Source organism: Haloferax sp. Atlit-109R (assembly GCF_003665865.1).
Lineage (GTDB): Archaea > Halobacteriota > Halobacteria > Halobacteriales > Haloferacaceae > Haloferax > Haloferax volcanii.
On sequence record NZ_QPLO01000001.1, the window covers coordinates 1,512,164 to 1,538,443 of the forward strand.

Consider the following 26,280-nt stretch of genomic DNA (forward strand, 5'->3'; position numbering starts at 1 on the left):
TCCGAAACCGACAAGCGCGCCCGCGCGGAATCGAGTGTCATGAACCCGCTCCAGCGGTACGCGCCGCTCGTGGACGACGAGGAGGCCTTTTTCGCGGCCTGCGAGCGGCCGCTTCCCTCCGTCGTCCGCGTCAACACCATCAAGACGACGGTGGCGCGCGCCCGCGAGGCGCTCGACGACGAGGGCGTCGCCTACGAACCGACCGACTGGCACCCCGGCATCCTCAAGCTCGAAGACAGCAGTCCGGGGACGAACTGGCCGTACTTCCACGGCTGGCTCCACGGCCAAGAGGAGGTGTCGGCGCTCCCGGCTATCGCCCTCGACCCGCAGCCGGGCGAGCGCGTCTGGGACACCTGCGCCGCGCCGGGGTCGAAGACGACCCAGATAGCCGCCATGATGGACGACGAGGGCGTCCTCGTCGGCAACGACAACAACCTCGGTCGGCTGTCGGCGCTCCGCCACAACGCCGAGCGCCTCGGCGTGACGAACCTCGTCGTGTCGAATCAGGACGCCCGCAACTTCTCGATGAAGCCCTACGGGGAGCGAACCCCCGAGAGGGACGCGTCGTTCGAGCAGTTCGACCGCGTCCTCGTCGACGCGCCGTGTTCCTGCGAGGGCACCTGCCGGAAGAACCCCGACGTGCTCGACGAGTGGACGATGAACCACGTCAAGAGCGTCGCCGGCATCCAGAAGGGCATCCTCCGACGGGCCGTGCAGGTGACGAAAGCCGGCGGCACCGTCGTCTACTCCACCTGTACTTTCGCGCCCGAGGAGAACGAGGCCGTCCTCGACTTCGTCCTCGACCGCGAGGACTGCGAGGTGGTCGAATGGGACGTGCCCGGCGGCTTCGAGACCGCGCCCGGCATCACCGAGTGGGAGGGCGACGAGTACGACCCGTCGGTGACCAAGGCTCGCCGCGTCTACCCGCACCACAACGACACGGGCGGCTTCTTCACCGCCAAACTGGAGGTGACCGCATGAGCGACGACACCGCCCCCGACGAGAACTGGGGCCAGCAGTTCGACCGCCTGCCGCCGACGGCCGACGACCGCGTCGTCGAGGGTCGACCCTCCCGCGAGGAGGTCATCGACTGGTGGGGCGAGCGGTTCGGCGTCGACCCCGCCGTCTTCGACGGGTACACGTTCTGGGAGAAGGGCGCGGGCAAGATTTGGGCGTTCCACGGCGAGGTCGTCGACCCCATCGAAGTCGAGGGGCTCGGGATGCGCATCCTGCGGACCCGCCAGCGCCACTGGAAGCCCTCGACCAACGCGGTCCAGCGCTTCTGCGGCGACGCGACGAAGAACGTCATCGAACTGAGTCCGAGCGAGGCGCAGGCGTTCGTCGACGGCCACGACCAACAGCTCGACCGGTGGGAGGGCGACTGGGGCTACCTCACCGCCGCCCACGAAATCGCCGGCGAACTCGAACCCCTCGGCGTCGGCCTCTACCTCCACGGGGAGCTCCGCTCGACCGTCCCCAAGGGCCGGCAGGAGGACCTCGTCAAACCAGAATAGCCGGCAGCGACCGGGTCGCGGTGCTGCGCCCCGCTACTTCTCTCTGACCGCCCCGCCGGTCAGTCCCTCCCACTCGACCCGGTAGCCGAGCCGCGAGAGGACCGCGCTCGCGTCGTCGAGGCCGCGGTCGGCGAGGGCGGACTCGGCCGCCGACAGCGACATTCCAGCCTCGATTTCCCCGGCGACCGCGTCGAGGACGGCGGGCCGAACTAGCGTCCGCCCGACGAGTTCGTGTTCCGGGAAGGCCACGTCGTCGAGCGCGTCGACCGAGACGCCGCGGGCGGCCGCGAGGCCCGACAGCGTCACCACGTCGTCGTCGGGCGCGAGTTCGGCGGGGAGCGACGACGCCGCGTCGGCGACGAGGTCGGACTCGTAGTCGCGCAGCACGTCAACCACGTCCTTCACGCGCACGGAGCCTGCGTAGGGGACGGCGCGGTGGTCGCGGGCGGCGATGTCCTCGCCGACGCCGAGCGAGTCGTCCACGGCGACGACGAGTTCCACGTCCTCCACGTCGGCGAGTTGGCCCAGTTTCTTTTCGACGTACTCGGGCGTCCAAAAGCCCATAATCTCGAAGAAGACGCGGAAGTCGGCGTGCGCGTAGTCGAACGCGAAGTCCGGAATCATCACGCTCGTCCCCGTTTCGAGGGGTTCCGGCTCCCGGACGAGCGACCAGTCGAGGTCGAGGCCGCGGAAGCGGGCGGCGAAGTCGGCCTCCACGCCGCTGTCGAAGCCGGGTTCGGCCATCGGCTCGACGCCGGGAACCGACACGTCGTCGCTCGTGAGCGTCATCTCGCGCTCGGTCCCGCGGTCGTCGATAGTCGCCGCGAGTCGCCAGTCGCCGGCGGTGGCGACCGACCGGAGCAGGCGGGCGAAGGCGGTCCCGTACCGCCGGGTTCGCTGAAAGAGCGCGTCGGGGCCGGTGACGACGACCTCGCGGCCGGCGTCGGTCTTCCGAATCTCGTACATCAGGCGGAGGCGCTTGACCGCCGAGACGACGGCCTTCGGGTCGGAGCTTCGGACCCGGACCTCGGTCGCGTCGAACAGGGCGGTCTGGGCGAGCGAGAGGTTGTACTGCGCGAGCAGTTCGTCGGGCGTCCACCGCGGGTCGAACTCGGAGAGCACCTGTTCGACCTCGCGGTCGGCCGTGAGCGACTCGTCGACCGCCGCCGGCGACGACCCGAGCGAGGACGCCGCGCGGTCGAGCGCCGCGGCCCGTTCCTCCTCGGTCGCCACGCCGCCGACGCTCATCGCGGCCTCGAACGCGGCGCGTCGGGCGCGGACCGGCGGCAGGGGAGCCGCCGTCTCGAACACCGCCTCGCGGTCGAGCAGCGACGCGAACCCGCGGGCGAGTTTGAAGTCGTCGGTCTCGGCTTCGAGGTCGGCGAGGGCGTCGTCGAGGGCGGCCCGCGCGTCGCCGACGTGTCGCCGGAAGACGCCGATGGCTTTCGCGGCCAGCGGGCGGTCGCCCCGGTCAGCGAACTGCGGGTGGTAGCCGCCGCCCGCCCGCGACACCCGAAGCAGGTCCTTCGTCAGCACGCTCGCAACGAGGGGGTCGCGGGACAAAAGCGACTCGGGCGGCGGGGAGACGCGCGCGCGACGGTGAGTGAGACGCGACCGACGACGCGGACGGCAAGGTTCATTGCGTCCGCGGCGGACGCCACCGTATGGAGCGACGACGCCTCCTCGGACTGGTCGCGGTCGGCCTGTCGTCGGGTTGTCTGGGGTCGCTACCGGGAGCGACGGGGCCGCGAAACCCACCGGCGGCGCCGGCGGGCAACCCCCGGGACACGCCCGAGGTCTCCCCGGTCCGCATCGAAGATATCGACTACGAGGCGACCGACGACGGCCGTCTCCGGGTCTTCGGGTCGGTTCTCAACGACGGCGGGGCCGAGCGACTCACCACGGTCGAAGTCCGGGTCACCGTCGGCGGCGAACGCACGACGCAGTCGCGGGAACTCACCGTGCCGGCCGGCGGGACCGCCGACTTCGAAATCGAGTTCGACGTCGAATACGACGCCTTCTCCGACGACGGCGACCTGAACGTCTCGCTGGTCTGAGAGGGGTTTCCGCGTCACCGACGCCGGGCCGCCACCCGTTCTTCCGCCGTCTCGACGCTCACGAGTTCGTAGAGCGTCGCGGTCGAGCCGTCGGTCTTCGGCCGGAGGATACGGCCGAGTCGCTGGGTGAACTCGCGTTCCGACCCCGACCCCGAAAGCAGGATGCCGACGTTGGCGTCGGGCACGTCCACGCCCTCGTCGAGCACGTTGGCCGCGACGACGGTGTCGTAGGTCCCGTCGCGGAAGCGGTCGAGGATTTCGCGGCGCTCTTTCGTCCCGGTCTCGTTGGTTATCGGCGGGACGAGGAAGCGCCGCGAGATGCGGTAGACGAGGTCGGTCGAGGCGGTGAAGACGATGACGCGGTCCTCGCGGTGTCGCGCGAGCAGTCGCGCCAGTTTGTCCACTTTCGCCTCGGAGTTCATCATCACGTCGCGGGCGCGCTGCTTGGCGAGCAGTGCCTCCCGCGCCCGCGGGTCGTTGCCCGACCGCATCACGAGCTTCTGGTAGTCGCTGCCAGACTGCATCGACAGCCCCGAGGTGCGCAGGTAGTTCACGAACGTCTCCTGGGCCTGGTCGTACGTCTCGCGCTCGTCGGCCGTCAGTTCGACCTCGATGCGACGGACCTCGTAATCAGCGAGGTGGTCGCCCGCCAAATCGTCCACGTCGAGGCGGTACACCCGCGGGCCGACGAGTTCCTCGACGCGCTCGTGCGCGCCGTCCGGTCGCTCGAACGTCGCCGTCAGGCCGAGGCGGGCGGGCGCGGCGAGGAACCGCGGGATGTCCCGGTATCCCTCGCCGCCGAGGTGGTGCACCTCGTCGAAGACGACGAGGCCGAAGTCGCCCCCCACGTCGTCGGCGCGGAGGTACGCCGAGTCGTACGTCGAGACCGTGATGGCCTCCTGCGTCTGTTCGCCGCCGCCGAACCGCCCGACCGGCACGTCGAACTCGGTTTCGAGTTCGCGTATCCACTGGTCCTGTAAATCGATGGTCGGCACGACGACGAGCGTCGGCACGGAGCGGGCGACCATCGCGGCGACCGCCAGCACAGTCTTGCCCGCGCCGGTCGGGAGTTCCACGACGCCCGCTGCGTCTGCATCGAGCCACGCGTCGAGGGCGGCGCGCTGGTAGTCGCGGAGGTCGTAGGTCGTCGAAAGCGAGAGCGGGGAGTCGAGGGCGGCCGCGACCCGGTCGTCGGAGTCGACGCCGGCCGCGTCGAGCGCGTCCCGAACCGCGGCGTACCGAATCGCAGGGGCGCGATAGCCGCCGCTTCGGGGGTCGGCTTCGACGCTCGGTACGTCGGCGAGGGCGGCCCGAACGTCGGAGTCGTCGCCCGCAGCGCTGTCGCCGTCAGTGCCGATGTGGACGGTTCCGTCCTCGAATCGGAGGGTCGTCACTACCGGCGCGTTGGCGGGGCGCGGTGATAAATCGACGGTCCCGCGGTGGACACGCGGGCCGAGCCGGGCGGGAGTGTCGCGGGGTTCCGCCCCGCCGCCCGCCGCCCGCGGGCCGAAGGTTCAAATCCGATGACGGGGCTACGGACGTGTATGAGCGACGACCTCGACGACGCGGTCGCACAGTTCCTCAGCGACTACAACAGCGCGATGAAGGAGTACGAGAAGGGCTACGTCGACGCCGACGCGACGCTGTCGGTCATCGACGCGCACATCGACGAATTGCGAGCGGCGCGGGAGTAGTTCAGTACCACAGCGAATCATCGCTACACCCGGTCCCTTTGAGTTTAATCTCCGCGTCCGTGGAGATGACGATGTACATGCTGGGTGTTGGTGAGTCGTACCCGGAACAGTCGGGCAGGTACGTGAACTCTCGGTCGCCGATATTGTGGCTCAGGGCTTCGATGCGGACGATGTACGGCCGAGCGGGAGCAACCGCCGGAAAGTTCAGTCTCGGAACGTCCCCGTCCTCGGGTTGCGCCTCGATGTCGATATACTCCATCCACGCGAGTCCTTCGCTCCACTCGTCGGCACCGCGGCGAACGAGTTGCACGGTCACGGAGTGCGGTTGGTCGTGGAAGTTCATCACCGAGAGCGACAGCTTCGGCCTGTGTTCCTGATACACCGCGTTTCCGACGAGGCCGATGCCACCGAGTCCGGCAACTGCGCCAGCGACCATCTGTCGTCTAGACATCATAAACTGGGCTACCGAACCGGGGGGCGAAAAACTTACTCCCCGATGAGCCCGCGAATCCGCTCGACGTATACCGCGAACTCGCTTTCGGTCCGCTCGCGCGGGCGGTCGATATCGACCGAGACGATTTCGCGGACGCGACCGGGGTTGGCGGCCATGACGACCACGCGGTCTGCGAGCGTGACCGCCTCCTCCACGTCGTGGGTGACAAAGAGCACCGTCTTGTCCGTCTCCGCCCAGATGTCGAGCAGTTCGCCGTGGAGCATGTCGCGGGTCTGCGCGTCGACCGCGCCGAACGGCTCGTCCATGAGGAGCAGTTCGGGGTCGACCGCGAGCGCGCGGGCGATGCCGACGCGCTGTTTCATCCCGCCGGACAGCTCTTTGGGATAGGCGTCGGCGAAGCCGTCGAGGCCGACGAGTTCGAGCATCTCCGTCACGCGCTCCGAGCGCGCCGGCTCCTCGACGCCCTGTTCTTCGAGCCCGAAGGCGACGTTCTCGCTGACGGTCCGCCACGGGAACAGCCCGTACTCTTGGAACACCATCCCGCGGTCGGTTCCGGGGCCGGTGACGGGCGAGCCGTCGAGGGTGACCGCGCCCGAGGTGGCGTCTTCGAGACCGGCGATGATGCGGAACAGCGTCGTCTTGCCGCACCCCGAGGGACCGACGATACAGACGAACTCGCCGTCCTCGACGGCGAACTCCACGTCCGACAGCGCCTCGACCGTCCGCCGGTCGGACGCGTAGGTCTTGCCGAGCGAGTCGACGCTGACCGTCGCGGCCTCGTCGGAGTCGGCCGCGGTTGCGCTCGTGTCCCCGGCCGCACCCGCATCCGCGTTCGCGTCGTCGCTCATGCTCTCCACTCCAGCACCCGCCGTTCGACCCGGCGGAACAGGCCGTCGCTCACGAGGAAGACGATGCTGATAACGAGCATGTAGGCGACCGACACGTCCATCGCGAGGTTCTGCGCCGTGTTGAGAATCTCGTAGCCGACGCCGACGCCGACGATGAGTTCGGCCGCGACGACGATCATCCAACACTGGCCGATGCTCGTCCGGATGCCGGTCATGATGGAGGGGCTGGCCGCCGGGATGACGACCTTCCGAATCATCGTCCAGTCGTCGTCGACGCCGAGGGTCGCCGCGACCTCCTTGAGGTCCTCGGAGACGCCCTCGACGCCGCCGTAGGCGCTGTAAAAGTTAATCCAGAAGGAGCCGATGGCCACGATGAACGTCGCGCCTTGGTGGTTGACGCCGAGCCAGATGACTGCGAACCCAATCCACGCCAGCGGCGGAATCGGCCGGAGCAGGCGCGTGACCGGCGTGAAGACGCTGTCGACGCGGGTGTTCCAGCCCATGGCGATGCCCGCGAAGACGCCGAGCGAGGTCCCGATGAGCAGGCCCGGCACGTAGTGGTAGAGACTCTGGACTAATTTGACGAGGAGCCGCGTCGCCGGGAGTTCCGCGCCGGTGAAGGGAATCGAAAGCGACGCCGGCGCGGTGAGTTCGACGACGAACGCCGCGAGCACCTCGACGGGCGAGGGGAGGAGGTACGTCGGCTGGAACAGCGCGGCGACGTGCCAGACGGCGAGAAAGCCCGCGAAGCCGGCGACCGCGAGCCCCGTCCGTTCCGAGGAGAACCCCGCGAGCCGGTCGAGCAGTCGCTCGTCCGCCTCGGTCTCCGAGAGGGCGACGCCGCTGCCGACTTCGTCGTTGCTCATAGCGAGTCGTAGATACCGTAGTCGAACATCTCGTCGACGGTCAACTGCGCCTCCGTCTTCCCGAGCGTCTGGGCGTAGTCGGCGAAGATTTCAGCGCCGCCCTCGATGTCGTGGGGGTCTGTGATGAAGTCCGAGGCGGGCGAATCGAGCGCCGCGCGGGCGGTCTCGACCGGGAGCGCGCTCTCCCCGATGACCGTGCTCGCGTGCTGGGCGGCCGTGTCGGGGTCGTCGGCGACGAAGTTCGTCGCCTGCCGGTGGAGTTCGACGAACTCCGTGGCGAGGTCGCGGTTGTCCTGCCGGAGGCGGTCGTGCATGAGCGTGACCGCCGCGGGCTGGCCGGGCATGAAGTCGCCCGCCCACGCGATGGACTGGAACGGCGCGTCGTTGGCGTCGATGACCGTCGGCACGGGCTCCATGATGCTCGTGCCGTCGACGTTGTTCGAGAGGAGCGCCTGCTGGACCGCGGCCGCGCCGCCGAGGCCCTTGATGTTCACGTCCTCCTCAGGGTCGAGCCCGAGCGTGTTCTGAACCCAGTAGCGGAGCAGGATGTCCGGGACCGACCCCGGCGGGAACGTGCCGAACGTGAACTTACGACCCTTCTCCGCCTCGAACTCCGCGAAGGCGTCCGAGCCGTGTTCCTCCCACAGCGCGGCGAACTCGTCGGTGGCGAGAATCTGCATCGCGTTCTTGATGTTCGCGGCGGTAATCTTCGCGGGGATGCCCTTGTCCATGACGATCATCGCCGGGACGATGCCGAACATCATCACGTCGAAGTCGCCCGTCGCGGACGCCTGGACGATGCTCGGGCCGTCGGAGAACTTCTTGCCCGAGACCGGGACCGAAAGCTGGTCGAACAGTCCCTCTTCTTCCAGCACGAAGTACTGCATATCCGGGTAGATGGGCATGTAGGCGACGTTGAGTTCGTCCAGCCCGCTTCCGCCGGACCCGCCGAGACAACCCGCGAGGCCGGCGGTCGCTGCGAGGCCGGACCCTTGCAGGAATCGTCTACGGCTAATCGACGTCGAACGTGGTGCCTCTGTCATTGCCCTCGTTACGAATCAGCGCCTTATTCGGGGCGCGTACCCGGTAACGATAGACGCGGTAGATGACGCATTGAAACCGAGTTATTCCCGTTCTACGACCGCATTCGGGGTTTGAACCGTCGGTTTCGCTGAACTGTTGACTCCGAGATAGCGGCATGAATGGCCGCTAAACACCGCCAGTCACGTCACCGAGCCGATTGGTCGACCGCGGCCGTGCGTGGGAAGAACTATCCCGAACGGCGACACCGGATAGGATATGACGCAGTTCTCCGACCGGGTGGAGCGCATCTCCATCAGCGGCATTCGCAAGGTGTTCGAGGCGGCTGGCGAAGACGCTATCAACCTCGGGCTGGGTCAGCCCGACTTCCCGGCCCCGGACCACGCCCGGCAGGCGGCCGTCGAGGCCATCGAAGCCGGCGAGGCCGACGGCTACACCGGGAACAAGGGCCTCCCGAGCCTGCGTGAGGCCATCGCCGAGAAGCACCGCCGCGACCAGGGCGTCGACCTCGACCCCGACGACGTCATCGCAACGGCGGGCGGGAGCGAGGCGCTCCACATCGCCATCGAGGCGCACGTGAACGAGGGCGACGAGGTCATCATCCCCGACCCCGGCTTCGTCTCCTACGACGCGCTCACGAAACTCGCCGGCGGCGAACCGGTGCCGGTCCCGCTCCGCGACGACCTGACGCTCGACCCCGCGGCGGTCGAAGACGCCATCACCGAGGACACCGCGGCGTTCGTCGTCAACAGCCCCGGCAATCCGACGGGCGCGGTGTCGCCGCCCGACGACATCGCGGAGTTCGCCCGCATCGCCGACGAACACGACGTGCTCTGCATCTCCGACGAGGTGTACGAGTACACCGTCTTCGAAGGCGAACACCGCTCGCCAATCGAGTTCGCCGAGACGGACAACGTCGTCGTCGTCAACTCGGCCTCGAAGCTGTTTTCGATGACCGGCTGGCGACTCGGCTGGGTGTACGGCTCCACCCGCCGGGTCGAACGGATGCTCCGCGTCCACCAGTACGTGCAGGCGTGCGCCTCCGCGCCGGCGCAGTTCGCGGCCGAGGCCGCGCTCAGCGGCCCGCAGGACCGCATCGAGGAGATGACCGAAACGTTCCGCGAGCGCCGCGACCTCGTCGTCGAGGGACTGGAGGACATCGGCCTCACCGTCCCGTCGCCGGGCGGCGCGTTCTACGTCATGCCCGAGGTGCCCGAGGGCTTCGTCGACGAGTGCATCGACCGCGGCGTGATTATCGTGCCGGGCGAGGCGTTCGGTGAACACGGCCACGGCTACGCCCGACTGTCGTACGCGACCGACACCGAGTCGCTCCGCGAGGCCATCGAGATAATGGGCGAGGCGTACGACGCGGTCGTCTGAGCCCGCAACACGCCCGAAGTCGGTCGATTCGTCGACCGAACTACGACAACTCACGGCATCCGATGCGTCTTATTCTCAGGTCTCGAAGTGAAAACCCTTAAATTCGGGAGCCGGTGACGAAACGTTTGTCATGCCCGCAGAGACGCAGGGAGTCATCAGCCTGCTGCCGGCACTCTTCGCAATCGTGCTGACGCTGGCCAGTCGGCAGGTGCTCCTCTCACTGTTCACCGGCATCTGGATCGGTGCGACCATCCTGGTGGGATGGAACCCAATCGGCGGGGCGGCGTACTCCCTCCAGTTGGTCATCAACAACGTGACCGAGTCGTTCAACAGCAAACTCCTCCTGTTTACCTTCCTTTCGGGCGCGATGCTCGGGATGATATTCCTCTCGGGCGGGATGAACGCGCTCGCACAGCGCATCATCGCCCGCATCAAGACCCGTAAACAGGCCGCGCTGGGGACGAGCGTCCTCGGGATGCTCATCTTCGTCGACTCCTACGCGAGCACGATGATTACGGGCTCGGTGATGCGGCCCATCACCGACAAGTTCGACATCAGCCGCGAGAAGCTCGCGTACCTGCTCGACTCGACCACCTCGCCCGTGGTGAGCGTCGCCGTCGTCTCGACGTGGGTCGGCTTCGAGGTCGGTCTCATCCGCGAGCAGTTCGCCTCGCTCGGCATCGACCAGAGCGCCTTCGTGGTGTTCCTCCAGAGCATCCCGTTCCGCTTTTACAGCCTGCTCGCGGTCGCCCTCGTGTTCATCCTCGTCGTGATGGACTGGGACTTCGGGCCGATGCAACGCGCCGAGCGCCGCGCGAAAGAGGAGGGGAAGGTCCTCGGCGACGACGCCGACCCCCTCATCGAGACGCGCGAGGAGGACATCGTCACGCCCGACTACGTCGATTCGCGCTGGTGGTACTTCGCCGCACCCATCGTCACGCTCGTCGCCGTCACCGGCTTCGGCCTGCTGTACTCCGGCGGCTGGCCCGGGCAGGTACCCGTCGAGGCGCTGAAGGACGCGGCCACCGCCGACGCCATCCTCTGGGGCGTCTTCTCGGCGTGCGCGCTGCTGCTCGCCATCCTCGTCGGCCACGCCCGCGTCGAACTCGAAGCCGTCAGCGACGCCATCTTCGAGGGCTTCAAGATGGTCATGTTCCCCGTGGCCGTCCTCTCGCTGGCGTGGACCATCGGGAGCGTCAGCGAGGCGCTCGGCGTGGGTCCGTTCGTCGTCAGCGTCGCCCAGGGCGTCATCACGCCCGAACTCCTGCCCGCGGTCGTCTTCCTCGCCGCGGCCATCATCTCGTTCTCCATCGGCACGTCGTGGGGGACGATGGGAATCATGTTCCCCGTCGCGGTGCCGCTTGCCTACCAGCTCGGCGCGCCGCTCCCCGGTGCCATCGGCGCGATTCTCACCGGCTCGCTGTTCGGTGACCACTGTTCGCCAATCAGCGACACGACGGTCCTCTCGTCGATGTTCGCCGGCGCGGACCACGTCGACCACGTGAACACGCAGATTCCGTACGCGCTGCTCAGCGGGACTGTCGCCACGGGACTGTTCCTCGCGGACGGCTACGGCGTAAGCTCGCTCACAGTCTCCGGCTACGGCGTCGGACCGCTCGCGCTCCTCGGCGTCGGCGTCCTCATTCTCTTCGTCGCCGCCTACTACCTCTCCCAACACGCCGACGTGAGCGTCCCGAACGCGTTCGGGTCGTCGTCCGACTAACCCCGACCGACCGCGATTTTTCATCGACTGACGAACCCCGCGACCAGCACCGTCGCGTACGCCAAGAGCAACAGCCCCCCGAAGAGCCCCGCGGCTTCGAGGCCCATGTTCGGGTAGACGACCGAGAACAGCGCCGTCGAGACCGCGTCGACGAGCATCCCGGGAACGACGAGCAGCACCGCGGCCTCCCGCCGCGCGCCACTGGACAGCCCGCGCCACCGGAAGATTCCGACCGCGAGCGCCCACATCGCGGGGACCGTCAGCGCGAACACCGCGGCCGTGACCAGCGGCCGGGAGGGCACCAACACGAGTTGGCCGACGACGCGAAAGACGAGACCGGCGACGAGGGCAATCGCCAGCCCGACGCCGAGAAGCACCCGCGTCTCCGACAGTGGGAGCCGACGAGCGCCGGCCTCGGAGACTTGTGGACTGATTGTCATGCCTCTCGTACGCGGGCAACGCGTATCAGCGTTCGTGCCGGCCACAGGATATTATGTCATCCCGGTATAACGATTGGTCGAATGTCAGTTCTCTCGACCGCCGACGAAGGAAAGTTCCTCATGGACGAGGAGGCCGAACAGATCGGAATCGTGACCGAAGTCGACACGGACGCCCAAATCGCGTACGTCGAACCCGACCCCGACATCGCCGAGGCAGTCCTGCAGGGCCTCGGCTTCGGTGACGCCGACGGCGACGACATCGAGGTGCCGGCCGAGTCGGTCGAAACGGTCACCGACTCGGAGCTTCGCGTCGCCAAGGACCTCTGAGCCCCGCCTGCGACGAATCGCTGTTTTCCGCCGCAAATCACGACGCGTGAGTCGCACGACAGTCGACCTTGCGGCGCGATTCCGCTTTCTGTGTTCGTCCTCTCTCGGAGGATGTGAGCGGACTAATTCTGTATAGCGAATTTTGGTTTACGTGTGGCGTGGCGGACGGATTCCTGACCAATCGAAAGCAACGAGAACGCGCGGAAAAGACGAACTGCTGACAGCTACTTCGCCGTCGAGACGATTTTGATGACGTCGCCCTCTTCGAGTTCGTGGTCCTCGGCAATGCGGCGTTTCGCTCGCGCGTCGACCGCGTGGAGGTAGCCGTCACCGATGTCCGAGTGGACCGCGTACGCGAGGTCCCGCGGCGTCGACCCCCGCGGGAGGAGGAAGGCGTCGGGGAGGACGTTGCCCGTACCGTCGGTCCATTTCGACTCGTTTTGGACCGGGTAGACCGTGATGCGGTCGAGCACGTCGTAAACGGCGGTGTCGATGGCTTCCTGCGTGCCGGTGCCGCCGTGTTCGCCCATCAGGTCGCGGATGCGTTCGAGGCCCTGCTCCTGTGCGCCGCTCACGTCGCCGACGAGTTCGAAGTCGTCGTCGCCGGGGTGGTAGTCGATGATGCCCGCCCCGCGGGCCCGCCGGAGCGCGAGTTCGCCGTCCGCGGTCGCGGCGATGACGGGCTTTCCGGTCTCGGCGAGTCGGTCGAGGTTCTCCGGCGGTGCGACGTCGACCTTGTTGGCGACGAGGACGATGGGCTTGGTCCGCTGGCGAATCGCGCGGGCGAGTTCGACGCGGTCCGCGTCGTCCCAGTCTCGTGGGTTCGGCGAGTAGTCGAGCTGTCGCAGGACCGCGGCGATGTCGTACTCGCTCGCGCCGACGCCCGTCAGGAGGTCCGAAAGCGCGTCGTCCATGTCGAAGTCGGGCGACCGCGACTTGCGAACCACGGACTCCCAGTTCTTGTGGACGATGCCCGCGAGCCACTGTTCGAGTTCCTCCTCGATGAAGTCGACCTCCTCGACGGGGTCGAAACTCCCCACCTCGACGGGTTCGCCCTCGGCGTTCGTCCCCCCGGAAGCGTCGACGACGTTGACGATGGCGTCGGCGTTCGTCAGCTCGTCGAGGAACTGGTTGCCGAGGCCGCGACCCTCGTGCGCGCCGGGGACGAGCCCCGCCACGTCCACGAGTTCGACGGCGACGTAGCGGATGCCGTCCTCGCAGTTGCCGCAGCGCTCGTCGCGGTCGAGACAGGGACAGCGGGTGCGAGCGTGCGTGACGCCGCGGTTCGCGTCGATAGTCGTGAAGGGGTAGTTCGCCACGTCGACCTCGGCGAGCGTCGAGGCCGTGTAGAACGTCGATTTGCCGGCGTTCGGCTTGCCGGCTAACGCGAGAGAGAGCATGGGTCGACGATGGTCGCGGACGCGGAAAAACGCTCGCGTGTGCGGAAGCGCGAGCGACGACGGAGCGGCGGGCGAAACGAGGTCAGTCCGTCAGTCGCCTGAACGCGGCGCGGCCGGCGAGCACCACGCCGCTCCCGAGAATCGCGAGGAGGCCGCCGAAGACGACGAGGTACGGGACAGCGTAGGCGACGGCGACGACGAGCGCCCGGAGGGCGACGAACGCGCCGTTGACCGACTCGGAGAACGCCTGTAAGACCGGCGTGTCGTACCACTGCGCCGGGCCGGGCGGTCGTTCGGACAGCGAGACCCGGACGGTCGAGAGGGCGACGCGGTCTTCGAGCGACTGCTTCTGGGCTTCGAGTCGCTCGATTTCGGTCTGGACGTCCGTCAGGCGCTCTTCGACCGCGAGCACGTCCTCGGTCGTGTTGGCCGACTCGTAGAGGTCGCGCAGGCGGTCGCGCTGGGCGCGGAGATTGCTCAGTCGCGCTTCGATGTCGACCAGTTGGTCGGTCACGTCTTCGGAGTTCGTCTCGACGCGCTCGACCTCACCGAGGGCCTTCATGTCGGTCATAAACGCCGAGAAGTCCTCGGAGGGGACGCGCACGACGAGTTGGCCCGAGCGGTAGGTGCCGCCGCTCCGGCGGTTGACGTACTCGTTGGAGTCGCTGACGTAACCGCCGTAGGATTCGGCGGTCGATTCGACCGCGTCGCGCGACTCGTTGAACTCGTCGACGGTCAGTTCTATCCGGCCGTTCTTGATGACCGCCCGCCGCTGGGCCTGCGGGAGGTCGTCGCCGCCCGTCTGTTCGGCCTCGGCGGAACCGGACGCGTCGGCGGTGAGCGAGACGCTCTCCGCACCGCCGGCGCTACCGGCACCGCCGTCCGCCGCGCCGCCGGAACAGCCGGCGAGGACGACGAGGAGGGCGACCGAGAGAAGTTTCAGTCGGTTGTCCATAGACGACACTCTCGACGTGAAGGATTAATCGTTGGGTAAGCACAAACGGCGACTGTTGCTATCGCGGCGCGCGGGTGGTCGCGGTCGCTCGGTCGGGCGGGCGGTCGGACGCGACGCCGACTACTCGGCCTCGCGTGGGAGGTTGTCGCGGTGGATACGCATCTCGCCGCGGGCGCGCATCGTGCCGTCGACGTGCGCGCCGGCTTCGAGCACGAGGTCGTTGCAGGACACGTCGCCGAGGACGCGCGCGCCCTCGTGGATGCGAACCTCGCCGTTTCGGGTGGTCACGTCGCCGTGGATGCGCGTCCCGCTCCCGACGACGATATCGTCGCGGGCGCGGAGGCTCCCGAAGACGTTGTTGTCCTCTGCGAGGTCGATGGACTTCGCGCGGATGTTGCCGTGAATCCGGCAGTCCGAACCGACGTGCGCGGGCGTCGAGACGCGCCACGCGTCGTCGGAGACGGTGGCGTTCCGTGGAATCACGAGCGGGTCGTGCGGCGACTCGCCCGCGAGGGTCTCTGCGAGTTCGTCGGCCGCCTCGTCCTCACCGAGTCGGAGGAGTTGCGAGAGGACGATAAAGTAGAACACGAGCGTCGGAATCGGGTTGCGGATGACGATCCAGCCGTTGGCCTCGAACCCCTCTTCGATATCGACGTCGTCCCCGATGTCGAGGTCGCCAGAGACCATCAGGCGGCCGGCGATGTGGACGCGCTCACCGAGGTAGGCGTCGTTGCCGACGAGGACGTTGCCGGCCACGTCGTCGAGCATGTCGAGTCGGCAGTCGGCCTCGGCCTCGATGTCGCCGCCGAAGGTGACGCGCTCGCCCGCGAGGACGTTCCGCCCGCGGACGCCGAACTCGACGGTGCTCTGCCCGCCGACGACGACGTCGCCGTCGGTGACGAGGTCGTGTTCCTCGACCGTCGTCCCGTCGGGGATTTCGAGCGCATCGAGCGGGTCCGTACCCAGTGACACGCTCCGAACCAACACCCGTGCCGTAATAAACCGTCCGCAAGACAACCGTCAGACACGACGGGGCAGTCGGTTTCCCGGTGACGACGTGTATTTAACTACTCGCGGGAAACAACGAGAGGTATGACGATTCTCTCTTTCGACGACGACGGCGTAGACGTGGTCTACGAGGGAACGGAGTTCCGCCTCGAAAAGGCCCTCATCGAGGAGGCAATCGGGAAATCCTACCCCGACGTGACCGACCACGAAGTGCTGAAAATCGTCGAGAAGCAACCCGCGCTCTCCGGCGAACCCCGGCGCGTCCGCGACATCCTGAACTCGTCGTAATCGCCGCCCGAAACAACGACCGAATCCCTCGTTTTCCCCGCGTATCGCCCTCGAATCACGCGCGCTCGCCGCGCGACCGACTCCCTCAGACTCTTCAGAACCCGCAGCCCCGGCCGCCCGGTCAGGACCCGTGTATCTCCGTCTCCGGGTTGAAGTCGGCCCACGCGAACCAGAACATCGGCGAGCGGTCGTTCGCGCGCGTCAGGACCGCGCCCTCGTGGGGGCCGTCGAGCGCGCGGCCGGTGAGGAGGTCCCACCGCGAGCCGGCGGCGACGAGCGCCGACCCGTCGCGGTCGAACTCGACGGTCTCGCCGTCGACCCGGCGGACGTAGGCGACGAGACTCCCCTCGGCGGAGGCCGCCACGACGACCGGCAGGTCGCCCACCGTGTCGTTGACGACGTCCGCGCGTTCGACCGCGTCGAGCGGGTAGGCGCGGGCGACCCCGTCGGCGGCGACGCCGACGACCGACGCTTTCGGATGGAGTCGGTCGTCCGCCGCGTCGTTGAAGCCGATACCGATGTCGCTGGACTGCTGATAGCTCGTGTAGGGGTTCACGTCGTACCGGCGGGTCTGCCGTCCGCGAATCGTCCCCGAGACGGGCGGCGGGACCAACACCTCGGTCTCCGGGTGTGCCGCCCGCCACTCGCCCCACGTGGAGATAGTCGAAGGGAGGAGCGACAGCGTCTCGCCGGTCAACTCCCCGCGAATCGCGGTCGCGAGCACCTGGCTCCACAGCGAGTTCGTCCGGTCGTCGTACATCACGAGGTCGGACATCCACAGCAGGCCCGAGACGCCGAAGTACGTCGGTTCGCCGCCGGCGACCCCGTCGGCGACGACGGCGCTCCCGCACAGCGGGCAGTAGGTCACGACCGCGGGCCGGCCGTCGAACTCGTCGTTGACGATTTCGTGCCAGTTCAGGACGGCGAGCGGGTAGGCGCGGGCGACGCCGTCGAGTTCGACGCCGACCACCTCGTCGCCGTCGTCGAGCGTCGCGTCCACTTCGTCGAACCCGGCCCAGTCGTCTGCGAAGACGGGGGCGGTGATGGCCGGAATGGCGTCTCTCGGCGCGCCTCGACGCAGTTCGCCCTCGGGGACCGGAAGCTCGAACGGTCCCGAGTAGTCGCCCGCGGCGGCGTCGGTCGAGTCGGCGGGGGCGGCGGACTCGGCGGACTCGGGCGCGTCGTCGGCTCTCGCGGCATCGTCGTCCGCGACGGGTGGCTCGCTCCCGAGACAGCCGGCGATGGCAGCGCCGACGCCGAGCGCGAGGAAGCGACGGCGGTTCGTGGTCGAAGCCATGCCGGATATTCGGCCGAGCCACGTATGAGCGATGTGCGGTATGGTATCGAAGCGCACGACCGTCGGGGGCCACGTCGGTTCGGAGTCAGAACGGCGGAGAAACCGAACGAACCGCCCGTTCAGAGTCGGAGCCGTTCTTCCAGGCAGACTTTGACGATGGATTTCCCGATGGCCGCGCCGCCGGCGAAGGGGTCGAGTTTCGTCTCGCCGGCGCGCTCGCGGTAGGGGATGGGAACCTCGGCGATGTTGTAGCCGCGCATCGCGGGGCGGATGAGGAGTTCGGCCGACAGTCCGGTGTTCTCCGTCCACTCGATGTCGTGGAGGAGTTCGCGGCGGTACGCCCGCATGCCGGTGGTCGTGTCGTGGACGGTCGCGCCCATGAGGAAGCTGGCGAGGCGGGCGAACGCGATGTTGCCCGCGCGGTTGAGTCGGGGCATCGTCTCCGCGCCCTTCGTGATTCGGTCGCCGGAGACCACGTCGTAGCCGTCGTTGATGAGGTCGAGGAACTTCGGCAGATACTCCATCGGATAAGTGTCGTCGCAGTCCGTGGTGACGACGACCGGGCGGTCGGGCGCGAGCACCGCGGCCTCGACCGCGACGCCGTACCCCTGCGGCTCCTGTTCGATGACGCGCGCACCCATCTTCCGGGCGATTTCGGGCGTCCGGTCGTCCGAGCCGTCCACGCAGACGACTTCGGCGCGCCCGTCGGTAATCCGGTCGATGTCGGCCAACACGGACCCGATGGCCTGCTCTTCGTTGTACGTCCCCATCACGACCGCGAGGTCGTCGAAGGTGTACTCGGTCATTGGACGGGGTTATTGACGGCCGCTCTTGAACTTTTAGGTTTACCAAAACCGAGGAGAGGGACGCGAGCGCCGGAGTTAGCTCAGTCCGCGGCTGTCGGGTTGGTCTTCCAGCTCTTTCGCGTGGTCGACGAGGTAGTCCATGAGGCGGGTCGCCGACGCCTCCACGTCGTCGAGTTCGTCGCTGGACTGCCCGCTGACGCGGACAGAGAGTTCGTAGAGGTCGAGTTCGACGTGCGGGACGGTCTCGTCGCCGTTTCCGTTACCGTTGTCGCGCTCGTCGGTGCCGCCGTCCGCCGCTTCGACGGTCGCGTCGGCGTCGACTGGCTCGTCGCCGTCGGTCGCCTCGGTTGCCTCGGTCGCGTCGTCGGACGACGGGGTCGAATCGGCGGAGTCGTCCGCCTCGGGGTCGTCGGTCATGTGCGGCGCGTCGCTTCGGGGGATGAAAAAAGCGCGGGGTTCCGGCACGCCCGCACGAGTCGGCGGCGCTCGCGCGGGCGCGGGGTCAACTTCTCGCTCGACTCAGGCGAGGTCGGCGTCGAGACCCTCGCAGGCGCGGTCGTGGAGTCGGCCGGTGACCGTCTCCATGAGGCGTTCGAGGTTGACCGCGTCCTCGCGGTTGTAGGAGACGAGCGTGTCGAGCGCCGACTGGTCGCCGCGCTCGTATTCCCGCCAGAGGCGGACGGCGTCGCGCCCGGAGATGTCGGGGCGGTCGCGGTCGATGCCCACGTCTTTCTCGATTTCCTTCAGTCCGCCAGTGAGGTCGAGCGTGCGGCAGGGATACATGAGGTCGACGTGCGGCACGTCGATGGAGACGTCGAACGAGGTTTCGAGGAAGGGCACGTCGAAGCGCGCGCCGTTGAACGTCGCGATGAGTTTCGCGTCGACGAACTGCTCGCGGAGGGCGTCGGCGGTCAGGTCCTCGCCGCTGACGAGCGTCGTGGTCTCGCCGTCCTGATAGAACGAGACGGTCGTCACCGAGTCGCGCTCGGGCGAGAGGCCGGTCGTCTCGATGTCGAAAAAGCACGTCTCGTCGCGGAAGTTCTCGTAGAGTCGCCAGCGTTCGCCCGAGGGGAAGCAGTCGTCGAAGAACTGCGAGTTACCGTCGTCGAGGTGGGCGGCGGCGTCGGCGATGAACGTCTCGATTCGGTCGCCCGTCTTCGCGCCGACGAGCGAGGCGTCGAACTCGTCCCAGTGGGTCGACCCGGCCCGCCAGAGGTTCCGCTCCGTCCGCTCGCCCACGCCGCGGACGGGGATGAAGCTGTTCTCGATTCGCATGTCCGACAGGGGGGCGTCGGCAACCCTAAATGCGTCGTCGTGGGCCGGCCGCCACGCTCTCAGAACGCTTCCGCACTTCCCCCGCCGCGGGCGTTTTACCCGCAGAGCGCGAAGCCGGAGATATGTGCGGCCGCTACACGCTGTTTACCCCACCCGAGGAACTCGAAACGCGGTTCGACGCGACGCCGACGCGCCCGCTTTCGGCGCGGTACAACTGCGCGCCCGGTCAGGAACTCCCGGTCGTGACCAACGACGCACCCGAGGAGTTCCGCTTTCTGAAATGGGGGCTCGTCCCCTCGTGGGCCGACAGCGCAAGTGTCGGCAACGACCGAATCAACGCCCGCGCGGAGACCGTCCGCGAGAAGCGGAGTTTCGCCGACGCCTACGAGGCCCGCCGATGTCTCGTTCCCTCGGACGGCTTCTACGAGTGGGTCGACCGCGGCGGACGCAAACAGCCCTATCGCGTCGCCTTCGAGGACGACCGCCCGTTCGCCATGGCCGGCCTCTGGGAGCGGTGGACGCCCTCCACGAAACAGACCGGGCTCGGCGACTTCGGAAGCGGCGGCCCCTCGCGCGAGCAGGAACCGCTTGAGACGTTCACCGTCGTCACGACCGAACCGAACGACCTCGTCTCGGAGCTCCACCACCGGATGGCGGTCGTCCTCGCGCCCGAAGACGAGCAGACGTGGCTCCACGGCGACCCCGACGAGGCGGCCGCGCTCCTCGACACCTACCCCGACGACGAACTCACGGCGTACCCCGTCTCGACGCGGGTGAACAGCCCCGCCAACGACGGCCCCGACCTGATAGAGCGAGTCGAAGCGTAGCGCGGGTGAAGTCGTTGGCATCCGGTCGTCTCAGTGACTTCGACGCGAACCGGCCGGGTTCGACGGGACCTCGAATTTCCCGAGCTCGGTCGAACCCGAGAACCAGAATTGTATATAGCGAAATACAATATACGAGTCTCGAATCGGACAAACCGCCAGCGACCGAAGCGTTCAGAGAATCGGGGGATTGAGTCGCGCTAACGAGGAAAATCGGAGTTCCAAGGGACGATAGTGCTTGGGTCGTCAACGCCGCAAGTGACAGCCACGTCGCGCTCGCGGCTCGGGTGGTTCGTATCGCAGTCGGAAGTACAGCGGTTGCGGGGACGCGGCCGCGAGTCCGGTCGTGCAGACGGAGTGCGGCGTCGCATTCGAAATTCGAGACGGTCCGCCCGAGCGAGCCACCAGCCGAGAGATGGTCTCGAACGGGTCGTCACCGCCGAGCGAGTGAGTCGTCGGCATCCGGCCGTGAGCGAGACCCGAACCCTCGGATTCACGCAATCCCGTCAGGACGGCCACAGCGCGCTTGAGCGCCGCTCCATCTGAGCGGGGGCCACGCCCCGAGTGACGGTTCTCACCGCGAAGACGAGGGCTGTGAAGGCGTCAACAGAGGCCGAATCGAGCCGCCAAAGACCTCAGTTGGTTCGTCTTCGGGTGGGCTCGGAACGGAGTCACCCGGGTGGTTGCGTGTTCGAATCAGACAACATTCATCAGAGTTCTTCGAGACGACGCCCCACATAATAACAGACAGAGCCGATTCGAAACGAAACTCCGTCCGGCGACATATATTCAGAGATGAATGGCTGATATAATCAGTGAAAATACCGAGTTAATTTGGGTTGAAATATAGCCGTTCGAGAGAACACGGATGGTGCGTCGCTCCGCAAATATATTTCTGTGAAAATAGACAGAAATATATGGGTGAGTATTCACACTATGACGGGAGAAATAAAGTGGAGACAAAATCACCGTTATCGAGTTTTTATAATAATTCAGTAACATCAGTTGTGAAATAACGAAACCCGTGTAAGTGGGTTCTCCATGCATTACTCCGGGAGTAATTGGTTGGAGGAGTACCATCCAAAAATCGGGTGTCATCACAGAAAAGAGACGGTACTGCGTGATATTCGACCTCTCGAAAGCGACAGAAATTGGCCGAGTCTCAGATTCGCTCGAAACGGCCAAAATCGGCGTTCTCCGGGAGAATCTAATATCCTGAATACTGCATGCAAATTGCCAAAAATACGATTGCAGTATTCGGGATAACTCAGACTCGCCGCCGAAAATCCGCATGCACTGCTCAGGATAACTTCTCTTATTCTGGACTGTGCCGGTAGATTGAATATCGACCCCCGTGTCGGACCGTCCATGAGCGACGAGGTCGACCGTGCGACGGTGCAAACCTACCTCCCGGCCCACCAGAAGGCCGTCTGGAAGGACCACGCGGACCGACTCGGGATGAGCCAGAGCGAATTTGTCAGAACGATGGTACAGGCCGGTCGGCGCGATTTCGACGTTCCGTCGAGGGGCGACGAAGCGGCGACAACCCCGGGGGTTGACGGGGGAAAGACGGGGGACCAGAACGACGGTTCAAATCAGGATGTCGAGAGTGAAAATAACGGCGGGTTCGAGGCCCGAATCGTCGAGGCGCTCGCGGCCGATTCGCACCGGTCGTGGGACGACCTCGTCGCGGCGCTGACCGACGACATCGAAGACCGCCTCGAATCGACGCTTCAGGAGCTCCAATCGAAGGGCCGAGTCGTGTACAGCGGGCGACACGGCGGTTACACGCTGGCGGAGCGCGATGGCCGCTGAGCGACCCGCCGACGCGGAGGACCCGGTCGGGTATTTCCTGCAGGATATGACCTATCACGGGAAGACCGACCGGACCCGCGACGCCTACGAGCGCGTTCTCCGGGCGTTCGAGTCGTTTCTCGGCGACCCCTCGCGGAACCCCGCCGGGACGGCCCGGTCGGTCGACGACGCGACTCACCGCGACTGCATGGCGTGGATACACACCCTTCGAAACCGCGATGTCGCGCCGAGCACGGTGGCGACGTACGCCTCCTACCTCCACCGGTTTTACGCCTACATGGCGCAGGTCGGCGCGTTCGACTCCAACCCGATGAGCCTCGTGATGGAGGAGATGGACGAGCGCATCGACACCAACCCCGCTCGACGTGAGCTTTCGGTCCCGCAGATGCGGGGGTTCGTCCGGGACATCGCCCATCCGCTGGACCACGCGCTGGTGGTCACCCTCCTCAAGACCGGGATGCGCGTCGGCGAACTGTGCAACCTCGATCTTCGAGACGTGTCGCTGTCGGCGGAGACACCTCTGGACGATGTATCGACCCGCGCCGCCCTCGACGGTCGCGGGCCGTCGATATACGTCGCCGCCGACCCGAGCGTCGGAAGCGTCACGAACGGCGAGGAGCGAACCGCCTCGAACAAGCGAAAGCGGTCGACGGTCGTCCCCGTCGACGACGAGTTGGAGGCCGTCCTCCTGCGCTGGCTGGCGATTCGTCCGGATTCGCCGTCACCGGCCGAACCGCTTTTCGTCGGCACCGCCTCGGGGTGGGGCCGGCGCTTGGAACCCGACGCCGTCCACCACGTCGTCACCGCCCACGCCGCCGACGCCGGCTGGTACCGGGCGGGCGGCGACCGCGAGGAGAACGTCACGCCCCACTACTTCCGGCACTTCTTCACCACCCACCTTCGGGACCGCACCGGCGACCGCGGCATCGTCAAGTACCTCCGCGGCGACGTTGCCGGCGACATCATCGACACGTACACCCACAACTGGGGCGACAGAGTGCGCGAAACGTACGAATCCAACATTTACTCGCTCCGCTGAGAAGCGTGGCCGCTGTTCGGAGCGCGACTCGTAAACTGTATCTCGCTATATTGAATCTGCGTGTGCGCGACCTATCGTTTGACGCCCGTCGCCTCGATTTGGACGGCGGCGTCGTTCGGGAGTTCGGAGACGCCGACGACGGTCATTGCCGGTCGCCGGTCGTCGAAGTAGGCGTCGTAGGCCGACTCGACGGCGTCGATTCGGTCGAGGTCCGTCGTGTAGACCGTCGTTCGGAGCACGTCGTCCAAGTCGAGTCCCGAGCGGCCGACGGCCGCTTCCACGCGTTCGAGCGCGTTCATCGTCTGGCTCTCGACCGACGGGTGGTCGGCCGCCGTCGGGTCCGGTTGCGGGTACTGCGCGTCGAAAAAGACGAGTTGCAGGTCCCGCTTCTGGGCTCCGAAGCCGGCGGTCGCCTTGTAGTGGTCGCTCTCGTATCGGACCGCATCGCCGTTCATCGCTGTGCCTCCGCGGGGTTCGTTCGAATCTGGTTCACAGTCGTACTACTCCGCGAGCGGCCATCGCCGTGTCGCTAGCATGTACTAATCTACACAGACGTTCGTTCTACCCGACGGAGCGAGGCTCAAACGGGCGCTTGACTCATACCGCCCTCTTTATCCGTAGCGCGAGAACGACGGTCGAAACCGTGAGTTCGTTGCTCCCGTTGAAACCCGCCGCCGCATCGGTTCGAGACCGGGGGCTGAGCCCGCTTCTCGTCGCACTCGACGACGACGACGCGGACGAGGTCCTGTCGGCGCTGTCGTCTGCCACCGCGAGGCGGCTCCTCGCCGCCGTCTACGACGATCCGCGCCCCGCCTCCGAACTGGCCGACGCGCTCGACACGACGCTCCAGACCGTCGGCTACCACGTCGAGCGACTGGTCGACGCCGAGTTGATAGAGCCCGTGACGACGTGGGTCTCCGCGCAGGGCCGCGAGATGGCCGTCTACGGCCCGACCCGCTCCGCCGTCGTTCTCTTCGCGGGCGCGGAGCGAACCGAATCGAAGCTCTCCTCGGGGCTTCGGACGCTCGTCGCCGGCGTCGGTGTCACGCTAGTCGGAAGCGTCGCCGTGCAGACGCTGTGGACCGCGCGACGGCCACAGGTCAGGTACGCCGCGCCGGCTCCGACCGGTCCCGCCCCCGAACCGGGCGTCGCGGAGTTCGTCTCCGCCTTCCTCGCCGGCCCCGGCGCGCTCGTGTTCCTCGTCGGCGTCGCCCTCGCCGTCCTCGTGAGCCTCGGCGTCGCCTGGACTCAAAGGCGCGCTTGAGCCACACACAGGCGAAAGTGACCCCGACGCGTTGGAGTAGGTGTGCACCGACGAACCCTCCTCGCCGCGGCCGGAACCGGCCTCGCGGCGGCGCTGACGGGCTGTATCGCGAGTGCCGGCGACGGCGCTGACGACGCTGACGACGGAAACTCGACGACCGAATCGACCCCCGACCCGACGCCCGAACCGGTGGATACCGTCTCGGTCGCATCCGGCGAGCGACTCACGACAGTCGTCGGCGACGGTCCCGCGGGCGACGGCGGGGCGCTAAAACCCCACCACATCCGCCTCGAAAACCCGACCGGCGAGTCGTGGACCGCTCGTATCGACGTTTCGCGCCCGCTCGGCGCGGGCCACGCGGAGACCTACGAACTCGACGCCGACGCGACCGTGAACGTCTCGCTCCGCGTTCCCGCCGCCTACGAGGTGACCGTGACCGACATCGACTCGGACGCCGTGGCGACTGAATCGGTCGGCCCCGACGACTTCGACTGTAACCGCTCGTGGACCGCGTTCTCGCCCGGCGACGGCGGTGTCTCGGTCTCCGGCGGGTCGACCCGAATGGCCTGCGGTTCCCACGTCGTCGACGCCGACGACGCGGTCACGGTCGCGCTCGGCGACGGGTCGCTCCCCACCGAGGCCACGAAGCCCCACGGTCTCGCCGTCGCGAACCCGACCGACGTGGCCGAAGTCGTCGAGTTCGCCTACGAGACGCCCGCGGGCGCGGTCGCCTTCGGCGGCGCGTACCGCCTCGAACCCGGCGCGCGGGTCGGCGCGTCGCTGACCGAGGTCCGCGAGGTCACGCTTCGCGTCGCTCGGCGGGACGAATCGGGCGAAGGGACGACCGAGGCGGTCACCGTCGACAAATCGCAGTTCGACTGCAACGCGTCGAACACGACCGTCTCGCTCACCGACGACGGCGGCTTCGAGGCGCGGACGCTCTCGACGCTGCTGTTCTGCGGCGACGCGGAGCGGAAAAACGAGTCGTCGGCGGAGGGCGTCGGTCGGCAGTCAGACCTTCAGTTCGGTCTCTAACTCGGGCGACGCGATGGCCCGCTTGACGGTTTCGGCGGCCGGCGTCGCCTCCGCGACGTTCTCCATCAGGACCGTCTCGCTCGGGAACAGGTGTTCACCGAGCACGAGGCCGTGTTCGCGCGCGGTCGACCCGGTCATCGTGAGGTAGACGCCGATGCCGGTCTCCGCGATGGCGGCCTCCTCTTCCGGCGCGTCGTCCGGGTACGCGAACGTCACGTCGTCGAGACACCGCGTCCCGAGGACCGCCTCCACGAGGCGCTCGTAGCGCGGCGAGATACACAGGTCGCCCGCGTAGTCCGCGACGAAGTCGCGGTCGAGTTCGGAGCCCGGCGGGAGGAGTTCGGGGTCGGCCATGAGCGTGTGGTAGACCGTGTCTCCGAGGCCGGAGACGACCCGCACGTCGGTGTCCATCGGGTCGATGCGGGCGTTCACGTCCTCGATGCTCCCGAGCCCTTCGGGGCGAAGCTTGACGACCTCTTCGAGCACGAGGTCGGCGCTGTCGAAGCCGAGGCCGAACTCGTGGGTCCGCAGGGCGCGGAACGGCTCCTCGCGCCCGACGAGGTGGATGTCGACCCCGTCGATTTCGAGGACGACGCTGTCGAAGACGATGCGCCGCGGCATCCCGTCCCGGTCGTCGCGCAGGAGCGTGTACTCCGGCGCGGCCGGGTCCGAGAGGTCGCTGTAATCCGCGAGTCGCTCGTACACGTCGTGTTCCGGCCGGGTATGGCCCTTCGTGACCGACTTCTCGTATCGGAGCGTCGAGGTGATTTCGTCCGCCACCTCGGCGATGCTCTCGGTCGTGGCGAACCGTTCGAGCACCGCTTCGAGGGGGCGACCCTTTCGCGGAACAGCGACGCGCACCGTCTCTGTCATCATCGGAACGTCGGGGCGGCCCGCTAAACAGGTTGCGCTTCGGGAAAACGTCTCTCG

Annotated in this window: 29 protein-coding genes; 13 read left to right on the plus strand and 16 right to left on the minus strand. The window is 67.2% G+C overall.

The features are described from left to right. Positions 1–39: 39 nt before the first annotated feature. Both DVK03_RS07905 and DVK03_RS07910 read left to right on the plus strand, forming a co-directional pair. Positions 40–981, plus strand: a complete 942-nt coding sequence (locus tag DVK03_RS07905; RefSeq protein WP_004063220.1) for an RsmB/NOP family class I SAM-dependent RNA methyltransferase — start codon at positions 40–42, stop codon at positions 979–981. Next, complete coding sequence (locus DVK03_RS07910) at positions 978–1,514, plus strand: hypothetical protein (RefSeq protein WP_115802636.1); 537 nt, start codon at positions 978–980, stop codon at positions 1,512–1,514. The genes DVK03_RS07905 and DVK03_RS07910 overlap by 4 nt, the downstream gene beginning before the upstream one ends. Before the next feature lie 33 nt (positions 1,515–1,547). Here DVK03_RS07910 and DVK03_RS07915 read toward each other — a convergent pair whose 3' ends face one another. Continuing rightward, complete coding sequence (locus DVK03_RS07915; protein ID WP_115802637.1) at positions 1,548–3,050, minus strand: DUF790 family protein; 1,503 nt, start codon at positions 3,048–3,050, stop codon at positions 1,548–1,550. Between the two features lie 128 nt (positions 3,051–3,178). Here DVK03_RS07915 and DVK03_RS07920 point away from each other — a divergent pair, with 128 nt between their 5' ends. Continuing rightward, positions 3,179–3,571, plus strand: a complete 393-nt coding sequence (locus tag DVK03_RS07920) for a transcriptional initiation protein Tat (RefSeq protein WP_115802638.1) — start codon at positions 3,179–3,181, stop codon at positions 3,569–3,571. Between the two features lie 14 nt (positions 3,572–3,585). On the opposite strand, the gene DVK03_RS07925 is transcribed toward DVK03_RS07920, so the two are convergent. Next, positions 3,586–4,965: a DEAD/DEAH box helicase family protein gene (locus tag DVK03_RS07925; protein ID WP_004041490.1), complete on the minus strand. Its 1,380-nt coding sequence runs from the start codon at positions 4,963–4,965 to the stop codon at positions 3,586–3,588. Positions 4,966–5,115: 150 nt separating this feature from the next. Between DVK03_RS07925 and DVK03_RS20040 the strand changes: the two genes are divergently transcribed. Beyond that, positions 5,116–5,265: a hypothetical protein gene (locus tag DVK03_RS20040; RefSeq protein ID WP_004041491.1), complete on the plus strand. Its 150-nt coding sequence runs from the start codon at positions 5,116–5,118 to the stop codon at positions 5,263–5,265. A gap of 1 nt (position 5,266) precedes the next feature. Here the strand turns inward: DVK03_RS20040 and DVK03_RS07930 are convergent, their stop codons facing one another. The 4 genes from DVK03_RS07930 to DVK03_RS07945 are packed head-to-tail and all read right to left on the minus strand — an operon-like array spanning position 5,267 to position 8,476. Next, a complete protein-coding gene (locus DVK03_RS07930) occupies positions 5,267–5,719 on the minus strand; it encodes a hypothetical protein (protein WP_233521757.1) in 453 nt (150 codons plus the stop codon). Positions 5,720–5,751: 32 nt separating this feature from the next. After that, on the minus strand, positions 5,752–6,576 hold the full coding sequence (locus DVK03_RS07935; RefSeq protein WP_115802639.1) for an ABC transporter ATP-binding protein: 825 nt from the start codon (positions 6,574–6,576) through the stop codon (positions 5,752–5,754). Further along, entirely contained in the window at positions 6,564–7,433 is an 870-nt protein-coding gene (locus DVK03_RS07940; RefSeq protein WP_004063212.1) for an ABC transporter permease, read from the minus strand. The genes DVK03_RS07935 and DVK03_RS07940 overlap by 13 nt, the downstream gene beginning before the upstream one ends. Then, positions 7,430–8,476: an ABC transporter substrate-binding protein gene (locus tag DVK03_RS07945; protein WP_115802640.1), complete on the minus strand. Its 1,047-nt coding sequence runs from the start codon at positions 8,474–8,476 to the stop codon at positions 7,430–7,432. The genes DVK03_RS07940 and DVK03_RS07945 overlap by 4 nt, the downstream gene beginning before the upstream one ends. A 256-nt stretch (positions 8,477–8,732) precedes the next feature. Between DVK03_RS07945 and DVK03_RS07950 the strand changes: the two genes are divergently transcribed. Both DVK03_RS07950 and DVK03_RS07955 read left to right on the plus strand, forming a co-directional pair. Next, positions 8,733–9,854 (plus strand): pyridoxal phosphate-dependent aminotransferase, encoded by a 1,122-nt coding sequence (locus DVK03_RS07950; RefSeq protein WP_115802641.1) that lies wholly within the window; start codon positions 8,733–8,735, stop codon positions 9,852–9,854. Positions 9,855–9,984: 130 nt separating this feature from the next. Then, positions 9,985–11,577 carry a Na+/H+ antiporter NhaC family protein gene (locus DVK03_RS07955; protein ID WP_004063209.1) on the plus strand — a complete coding sequence of 531 codons (1,593 nt, stop codon included), beginning with the start codon at positions 9,985–9,987 and terminating at the stop codon, positions 11,575–11,577. 20 nt (positions 11,578–11,597) lie between these two features. Here the strand turns inward: DVK03_RS07955 and DVK03_RS07960 are convergent, their stop codons facing one another. Next, entirely contained in the window at positions 11,598–12,017 is a 420-nt protein-coding gene (locus DVK03_RS07960; RefSeq protein ID WP_013035489.1) for a DUF5367 family protein, read from the minus strand. A gap of 81 nt (positions 12,018–12,098) precedes the next feature. Between DVK03_RS07960 and DVK03_RS07965 the strand changes: the two genes are divergently transcribed. Beyond that, complete coding sequence (locus tag DVK03_RS07965) at positions 12,099–12,344, plus strand: hypothetical protein (RefSeq protein WP_004041499.1); 246 nt, start codon at positions 12,099–12,101, stop codon at positions 12,342–12,344. A 224-nt stretch (positions 12,345–12,568) separates the two neighbouring features. Here DVK03_RS07965 and DVK03_RS07970 read toward each other — a convergent pair whose 3' ends face one another. The 3 genes from DVK03_RS07970 to DVK03_RS07980 form a co-directional block, all read right to left on the minus strand. Further along, positions 12,569–13,744, minus strand: coding sequence for a redox-regulated ATPase YchF (locus tag DVK03_RS07970; RefSeq protein ID WP_115802642.1), 1,176 nt, complete (start codon positions 13,742–13,744; stop codon positions 12,569–12,571). A gap of 82 nt (positions 13,745–13,826) precedes the next feature. Further along, on the minus strand, positions 13,827–14,699 hold the full coding sequence (locus DVK03_RS07975) for a DUF4349 domain-containing protein (RefSeq protein WP_115802643.1): 873 nt from the start codon (positions 14,697–14,699) through the stop codon (positions 13,827–13,829). Between the two features lie 120 nt (positions 14,700–14,819). After that, positions 14,820–15,671, minus strand: coding sequence for a polymer-forming cytoskeletal protein (locus DVK03_RS07980; RefSeq protein WP_008607667.1), 852 nt, complete (start codon positions 15,669–15,671; stop codon positions 14,820–14,822). A gap of 120 nt (positions 15,672–15,791) precedes the next feature. Here DVK03_RS07980 and DVK03_RS07985 point away from each other — a divergent pair, with 120 nt between their 5' ends. Next, positions 15,792–15,995: a DUF5800 family protein gene (locus DVK03_RS07985; protein WP_004041503.1), complete on the plus strand. Its 204-nt coding sequence runs from the start codon at positions 15,792–15,794 to the stop codon at positions 15,993–15,995. Between the two features lie 121 nt (positions 15,996–16,116). Here DVK03_RS07985 and DVK03_RS07990 read toward each other — a convergent pair whose 3' ends face one another. From DVK03_RS07990 to DVK03_RS08005, 4 genes are all read right to left on the minus strand, one after another. Continuing rightward, the gene (locus DVK03_RS07990; protein ID WP_115802644.1) at positions 16,117–17,292 is read right to left on the minus strand and encodes a DUF3179 domain-containing protein; all 1,176 of its coding nucleotides are present in this window, start codon (positions 17,290–17,292) and stop codon (positions 16,117–16,119) included. A 119-nt stretch (positions 17,293–17,411) separates the two neighbouring features. Continuing rightward, positions 17,412–18,098: a dolichyl-phosphate hexose transferase gene (locus tag DVK03_RS07995; RefSeq protein WP_004041505.1), complete on the minus strand. Its 687-nt coding sequence runs from the start codon at positions 18,096–18,098 to the stop codon at positions 17,412–17,414. 75 nt (positions 18,099–18,173) lie between these two features. Next, complete coding sequence (locus DVK03_RS08000) at positions 18,174–18,515, minus strand: hypothetical protein (RefSeq protein ID WP_115802645.1); 342 nt, start codon at positions 18,513–18,515, stop codon at positions 18,174–18,176. Positions 18,516–18,617: 102 nt separating this feature from the next. After that, positions 18,618–19,373, minus strand: a complete 756-nt coding sequence (locus DVK03_RS08005) for a ribonuclease H-like domain-containing protein (protein WP_115802646.1) — start codon at positions 19,371–19,373, stop codon at positions 18,618–18,620. Between the two features lie 122 nt (positions 19,374–19,495). Here DVK03_RS08005 and DVK03_RS08010 point away from each other — a divergent pair, with 122 nt between their 5' ends. The 3 genes from DVK03_RS08010 to DVK03_RS08020 all read left to right on the plus strand — a co-directional run bounded on the left by DVK03_RS08010 (position 19,496) and on the right by DVK03_RS08020 (position 23,051). Continuing rightward, entirely contained in the window at positions 19,496–20,200 is a 705-nt protein-coding gene (locus tag DVK03_RS08010) for an SOS response-associated peptidase (protein ID WP_115802647.1), read from the plus strand. A gap of 1,365 nt (positions 20,201–21,565) precedes the next feature. Continuing rightward, positions 21,566–22,012, plus strand: coding sequence for a DUF5805 domain-containing protein (locus DVK03_RS08015; RefSeq protein WP_115802648.1), 447 nt, complete (start codon positions 21,566–21,568; stop codon positions 22,010–22,012). After that, a complete protein-coding gene (locus DVK03_RS08020) occupies positions 22,002–23,051 on the plus strand; it encodes a tyrosine-type recombinase/integrase (protein ID WP_004041510.1) in 1,050 nt (349 codons plus the stop codon). Before DVK03_RS08015 ends, DVK03_RS08020 begins: the two co-directional genes overlap by 11 nt. A 71-nt stretch (positions 23,052–23,122) precedes the next feature. Here DVK03_RS08020 and DVK03_RS08025 read toward each other — a convergent pair whose 3' ends face one another. Next, positions 23,123–23,506, minus strand: coding sequence for a RidA family protein (locus DVK03_RS08025; RefSeq protein WP_115802649.1), 384 nt, complete (start codon positions 23,504–23,506; stop codon positions 23,123–23,125). A 188-nt stretch (positions 23,507–23,694) separates the two neighbouring features. On the opposite strand from DVK03_RS08025, the gene DVK03_RS08030 reads away from it, so the two are divergent. Next, positions 23,695–24,315: a transcriptional regulator gene (locus tag DVK03_RS08030; RefSeq protein WP_115802650.1), complete on the plus strand. Its 621-nt coding sequence runs from the start codon at positions 23,695–23,697 to the stop codon at positions 24,313–24,315. Between the two features lie 42 nt (positions 24,316–24,357). Then, entirely contained in the window at positions 24,358–25,350 is a 993-nt protein-coding gene (locus tag DVK03_RS08035) for a hypothetical protein (protein ID WP_115802651.1), read from the plus strand. Here DVK03_RS08035 and DVK03_RS08040 read toward each other — a convergent pair. Further along, complete coding sequence (locus tag DVK03_RS08040; protein ID WP_004063197.1) at positions 25,327–26,223, minus strand: hypothetical protein; 897 nt, start codon at positions 26,221–26,223, stop codon at positions 25,327–25,329. The two genes, DVK03_RS08035 and DVK03_RS08040, sit on opposite strands and share 24 nt — an antisense overlap. Positions 26,224–26,280 lie beyond the last annotated feature (57 nt).

Excerpts from the sequence above, each read along its gene's own strand:
- DVK03_RS07905 (WP_004063220.1), top strand. The coding sequence starts at position 40 with ATGAACCCGCTCCAGCGGTACGCGCCGCTCGTGGACGACGAGGAGGCC.
- DVK03_RS07910 (WP_115802636.1), top strand. The coding sequence starts at position 978 with ATGAGCGACGACACCGCCCCCGACGAGAACTGGGGCCAGCAGTTCGAC.
- DVK03_RS07920 (WP_115802638.1), top strand. The coding sequence starts at position 3,179 with ATGGAGCGACGACGCCTCCTCGGACTGGTCGCGGTCGGCCTGTCGTCG.
- DVK03_RS20040 (WP_004041491.1), top strand. The coding sequence starts at position 5,116 with ATGAGCGACGACCTCGACGACGCGGTCGCACAGTTCCTCAGCGACTAC.
- DVK03_RS07930 (WP_233521757.1), bottom strand. The coding sequence starts at position 5,719 with ATGATGTCTAGACGACAGATGGTCGCTGGCGCAGTTGCCGGACTCGGT.
- DVK03_RS07940 (WP_004063212.1), bottom strand. The coding sequence starts at position 7,433 with ATGAGCAACGACGAAGTCGGCAGCGGCGTCGCCCTCTCGGAGACCGAG.
- DVK03_RS07945 (WP_115802640.1), bottom strand. The coding sequence starts at position 8,476 with ATGACAGAGGCACCACGTTCGACGTCGATTAGCCGTAGACGATTCCTG.
- DVK03_RS07950 (WP_115802641.1), top strand. The coding sequence starts at position 8,733 with ATGACGCAGTTCTCCGACCGGGTGGAGCGCATCTCCATCAGCGGCATT.
- DVK03_RS07955 (WP_004063209.1), top strand. The coding sequence starts at position 9,985 with ATGCCCGCAGAGACGCAGGGAGTCATCAGCCTGCTGCCGGCACTCTTC.
- DVK03_RS07960 (WP_013035489.1), bottom strand. The coding sequence starts at position 12,017 with ATGACAATCAGTCCACAAGTCTCCGAGGCCGGCGCTCGTCGGCTCCCA.
- DVK03_RS07965 (WP_004041499.1), top strand. The coding sequence starts at position 12,099 with ATGTCAGTTCTCTCGACCGCCGACGAAGGAAAGTTCCTCATGGACGAG.
- DVK03_RS07970 (WP_115802642.1), bottom strand. The coding sequence starts at position 13,744 with ATGCTCTCTCTCGCGTTAGCCGGCAAGCCGAACGCCGGCAAATCGACG.
- DVK03_RS07975 (WP_115802643.1), bottom strand. The coding sequence starts at position 14,699 with ATGGACAACCGACTGAAACTTCTCTCGGTCGCCCTCCTCGTCGTCCTC.
- DVK03_RS07985 (WP_004041503.1), top strand. The coding sequence starts at position 15,792 with ATGACGATTCTCTCTTTCGACGACGACGGCGTAGACGTGGTCTACGAG.
- DVK03_RS07990 (WP_115802644.1), bottom strand. The coding sequence starts at position 17,292 with ATGGCTTCGACCACGAACCGCCGTCGCTTCCTCGCGCTCGGCGTCGGC.
- DVK03_RS07995 (WP_004041505.1), bottom strand. The coding sequence starts at position 18,098 with ATGACCGAGTACACCTTCGACGACCTCGCGGTCGTGATGGGGACGTAC.
- DVK03_RS08000 (WP_115802645.1), bottom strand. The coding sequence starts at position 18,515 with ATGACCGACGACCCCGAGGCGGACGACTCCGCCGATTCGACCCCGTCG.
- DVK03_RS08005 (WP_115802646.1), bottom strand. The coding sequence starts at position 19,373 with ATGCGAATCGAGAACAGCTTCATCCCCGTCCGCGGCGTGGGCGAGCGG.
- DVK03_RS08010 (WP_115802647.1), top strand. The coding sequence starts at position 19,496 with ATGTGCGGCCGCTACACGCTGTTTACCCCACCCGAGGAACTCGAAACG.
- DVK03_RS08015 (WP_115802648.1), top strand. The coding sequence starts at position 21,566 with ATGAGCGACGAGGTCGACCGTGCGACGGTGCAAACCTACCTCCCGGCC.
- DVK03_RS08020 (WP_004041510.1), top strand. The coding sequence starts at position 22,002 with ATGGCCGCTGAGCGACCCGCCGACGCGGAGGACCCGGTCGGGTATTTC.
- DVK03_RS08025 (WP_115802649.1), bottom strand. The coding sequence starts at position 23,506 with ATGAACGGCGATGCGGTCCGATACGAGAGCGACCACTACAAGGCGACC.
- DVK03_RS08040 (WP_004063197.1), bottom strand. The coding sequence starts at position 26,223 with ATGACAGAGACGGTGCGCGTCGCTGTTCCGCGAAAGGGTCGCCCCCTC.